We start from the raw sequence: 4,202 nt of genomic DNA, 5'->3' as shown, positions 1-4,202 counted from the left end.
CCGCGCACCGCTCCGGCATTCTGCACCGCGACGTGAAGCCGGGAAACGTCCTGCTGACCGACTACGGCGAGCCGCAGCTGACCGACTTCGGCCTCGCGCGGATCGCCGGCGGGTTCGAGACCCGCGCCGGGGTGGTCATCGGTTCCCCCGCGTTCATCGCGCCCGAGCTACTCGAAGGCGCCACGCCGACAACCGGTTCCGACGTCTACTCGCTGGCCGCGACGCTGTTCTGCGCGCTCACCGGCCACCCGCCGATGGGCCGGTCGGTTACCGAAATGCTCACCGAACGGGGCGTGCCCGGCGACGTCGTCGCCGTGATCGAGACCGGCATGACGCGCGACCCCACGCGCCGGCCGGTCACCGCGCTCGAATACGGCGAGCAACTGCGCGAGGCGCAACGCCGTCACCGGATCCCCGTCGACACCATGGTCGTGCCGGTCGACCTGGCGGGATCGACAGTCCCGGCGGCCGCGTACCGCGCTCGCGAAACCGCGTCGACGCCGCCGGCGCCGGCGACGAAATTCCGTCCCCCCGCCTCGACTCGATCGCTCGTCCCGCGCGACCGCTTGATGGCGCTGCTCCGCGAGGCCGGGCGCCGGCGGCTGATCCTCCTGCACGCGCCGTCGGGATACGGCAAGACCACCCTGGTGGCCCAGTGGCGCGCCGAACTGACCGCCGCCGGCGTGACGGTGGCCTGGCTGACGGTGGACGACGACGACAACAACGTGGTGTGGTTCCTCGCCCACCTGCTCGCCGCGATCCGGCGGGTGCGTCCCGCCCTCGCCGAACCGCTCGAGCAGATGCTCGAACAGCGCGGCGACGAGGCGACCCGCTTCGTGTTGACCTCGCTGATCGACGCGATCGACGACCTCGGCGAACCGATCACCCTGGTCGTCGACGACTGGCAGCGGGTGTCCGACCCCCAAGCGATCGACGCCCTGCGCTTCCTGATCGAGCACGGGGGTGATCACCTGCAGATCGTCGTGACCAGCTGGTCGCGCCCCGCCGTGACGTTGAGCAAGCTGCGAGTCCGCGACGAGCTGGTCGAAATCGATTGCGAGAAGCTGCGTTTCGACAATGACGAGGCGCGGTCCCTGCTCAATGACGTCGCGGGGCTGCAGCTGGCCGGAGAGGACGTGGCGGCGCTGACCGCTTCGACGGACGGCTGGGTCGCCGCCCTGCAACTGGCGACGCTGTCCCTGCGGGGCGGCGGCGACGCAGGCGACCTGGTCAGCCGCATGGCCGGCGACGACGAGGCGGTCGAAGAATTCCTCGCCGAGAACGTCCTGGACACCCTGGAGCCCGAGCTGGTCGAGTTCATGATGGCGACCTCGATCACCGAACGAATCTGCGGTGAGCTGGCATCGGTGCTGGCCGAAGTCGGCGGCGGGCACGCCATTCTCGAGGACATCGAGCGGCGCGGCCTGTTCCTGCGCCGCATTGATCATGCCCCGCAATGGTTTCGCTACCACCAGATGTTCGCGGGGTTCTTGCGGCGCCGGCTCGAGCGCGACGATCCCGATCGTCTTGCCGAGCTGCACCACACGGCCTCGGAGTGGTTCGCCGAGCACGACCACATCAGCGAGGCCGTCGACCACGCGCTGGCCGCGGGGGAGACCGCGCACGCGGTCGACCTGGTCGAGCGCCTGGAAACCAGGGCGCTGATCAACCAGTCCCGCATGACGACCTTTCTGGGCCTCGTCGAGAAGCTACCCCCGCAGCTCGTGGTCTCCCGGCCGCTGTTGCAGCTCGCGTCGGCGTGGGCCAACATCCTGCTGCACCGCAGCGAGGCCACCGAGGCCGCGCTGGAGCGCTTCACCGTCGCGCTGGCCAGGGCGGACCTGCCCGAGGCGAGGCGCGCGGACCTGACCCTGGAAGCCAGCGTGGTGCGGGCGGTGGCCGAGATCTATGCCGACCGGACCGACGGGCTGGAGGAACTGTTGGCCGACGTCGTGTCCCGCGCGGACGAGCTGCGTCCCGTGCTGCCGCAGGCCGCCGCCACCGCGTTGGCGTTCGCGGCGATCTACCGCTTCGATCTGCCGGCCGCGCAACGACTCCTGGCGTGGGCGGAGCCCTTCAACGAGCAGGTCGGCGCGGTGGGCGCCGTCTACTCGTGCAGCTGGGCCGGCATCGCTGCCCGCCAGCGGCTCGACATCCCGCTTGCGCTGCGCAAGTTTCGCGAGGGGTTCGAGATCGGTTCGGCCGTGGGCTCGCACTCCTACGCGGCCCGCATCGCCGGCGCCGTGCTCGGCGAATTGCTCTACGAGACAGGAGAATTGGACGATTCGGCCGCGCTGCTGGAGGAGAGCTACCACCTCGGTCCGGAAGGCGGCGGGGTGGACTACCTGGCTGCTCGCTACGTCGTCGGCGCCAAAGTCAAAGCCGCACAGGGCGATCGCGACGAGGCGATCGGCCGCCTCGACGCCGGGATGGCGGTGGCCGAGAAGCTGCGGCTGCCGCGCCTGGCGGCCGCCATCAACCACGAGCGGGTCAGGCTGGGGCTGAAACTCGAACCCTCGGAGGCCGACCGGCTGCGGGCCGCCGGCGACGTGCCCCGGGACGGGAACGGGATCGCCACCGTCACCGCCGAGCTCGACGCGGCCTCCGGCATCCGGCTGCTCGCCCGAAGCCGCGCCCGAGACGACCGCGACCGGGCATGCCGGAACGCCGTCGCGCTGCTGGCCGGCATCGACGCGGCCGCCCGGCCGCTGGCGAACCTGCAGGCCCGCCTGCTGCTGGTCGAAACCCTCACCGCCGCCGGACGTCCCGCCGACGACGACCTCGCGCTGGTGCGTGCCCAGTGCGCCCAACACGGATTGCCGCGGCTGCTCATCGACGCCGGCCTCGGCTGACGGCAGACAACACACACAAAGGACGGTGGAGCATGGTAGGCAACCAAGAAGGCATCGCAATCCTGAAACTCGAGTGCCCACAAGGCCATCCCGTCGGGAGGCTGCTCAAGGAGGCCCCCCATCAGGCGGTCGCTTTCGACCCGGGCGCCCAAGTGGGGCCCCGCCGCTTCTGGCCGGACGAAGACGACCAGCCCAGGTTCACCGCTCGATGCCGGTTCTGCGACAAGCCGGTGGGCGAGGCCACGACCGCGCTGCAGAACCAACTGGCCACCCTGATCGACGACGCGTCCGCGGCCAGCGCGACGGCCACGCTGCCGTACCTGTAGGTCGTGGCGGCTACTGTAAGAGCGACAGTAGCGACCGATGAGAGGAATCCCGTGGCCCAGGTTCCCCCGGCCCAGCACGACACCCCCCGCCCGCCGGAGGGGGATTGGCTCGGCACGCCGTATCTCACCCTCGAGCGGCACGGGTCGATCGCGGTGTGCACCATCGACCGCCCCGAAGCGCGCAACGCCCTGAGTCCCGCGATGTACTTCGGGATCCGTTACGCCGTCGGACGTGTCGCGGAGGACGCGGACCTGGCCGGGCTGCTGATCACCGGGACCGGGGACGTGTTCGCGCCCGGCGGTGACATGGGCGGCGGGGGAGCCACCGACAACTGGATCACCTTCGGCGGCGCGCTGGGCATGGACGTCACGCCGTTTGACACGGTGCGCACCTCGGCCAAACCCGTCGTCTCCGCGGTCAACGGCCTGTGCCAGGGCGGCGGGTTCCAGATCGCGCTGTGCAGCGACCTGTCGATCGTCAGCGAACGGGCCACCTTCCGCGTCCCCGAGCTGTTCCGCGGCTACGCCGACACCTACTACAGCCAGATGCTCACCCGCGTCATCGGGCCGGTGCGCACCCGCGACCTGATGTTCACCGGGCGGGTGCTGACCGCCGCGGAGGCCCTGGACTGGGGCCTGGTCACCCGCGTCGTGCCGCACGAGGACCTGCTGGACACCGCGAAAGAGCTACTCGCGCAGTGTTGTCGGACCGCGCCACGGGCCCGCGGCGTGATCAAGTCGAGCATCGACAGCTACCTGGGTCTCTATGACCGCATCGGCATGACCAGCAGCCTCAGCGACGCCGAGGCCCGCGAGGGTTTCCGCGCGTTCAAGGAGCGCCGCTCACCCGACTGGGTGCACCCCGACCTGCGGGTCGAGGGACGGCTATAGGTCGATCCACTCTCCGTGCGGGGCGACCCGCAGCCGGTCGCCGATCCCGGCCTGGTCGAAGGCCGCCGCGAATTCTTCGGCACCCTCGCTGAAGTGGGCCCAGCCGTCGACGTGGGCGGGTATGACGACGCGG

The 4,202-nt window shown here is 70.7% G+C and carries 3 protein-coding genes and 1 pseudogene; 3 read left to right on the top strand and 1 reads right to left on the bottom strand.

From position 1 onward, the window contains the following. From A9X05_RS19430 to A9X05_RS19420, 3 genes are all read left to right on the top strand, one after another. The coding region (locus A9X05_RS19430; RefSeq protein ID WP_156736836.1) for an AAA family ATPase at positions 1-2,852 on the top strand (2,852 nt) is incomplete at its 5' end. Between the two features lie 32 nt (positions 2,853-2,884). Continuing rightward, entirely contained in the window at positions 2,885-3,178 is a 294-nt protein-coding gene (locus A9X05_RS19425; protein WP_067783469.1) for a hypothetical protein, read from the top strand. Positions 3,179-3,229: 51 nt separating this feature from the next. After that, entirely contained in the window at positions 3,230-4,069 is an 840-nt protein-coding gene (locus A9X05_RS19420; RefSeq protein ID WP_067783466.1) for an enoyl-CoA hydratase/isomerase family protein, read from the top strand. Here A9X05_RS19420 and A9X05_RS32730 read toward each other — a convergent pair. Further along, a pseudogene (locus A9X05_RS32730) lies at positions 4,064-4,202 on the bottom strand (MBL fold metallo-hydrolase); the annotation flags it as partial. The gene A9X05_RS19420 and the pseudogene A9X05_RS32730 sit on opposite strands and share 6 nt — an antisense overlap.

It is taken from the genome of Mycobacterium sp. E3298, assembly GCF_001666895.1.
Classification (GTDB): domain Bacteria; phylum Actinomycetota; class Actinomycetes; order Mycobacteriales; family Mycobacteriaceae; genus Mycobacterium.
The sequence above is the reverse complement of the archived record's forward strand: the minus strand, read 5'-3'. Positions and strand labels throughout refer to the sequence as shown.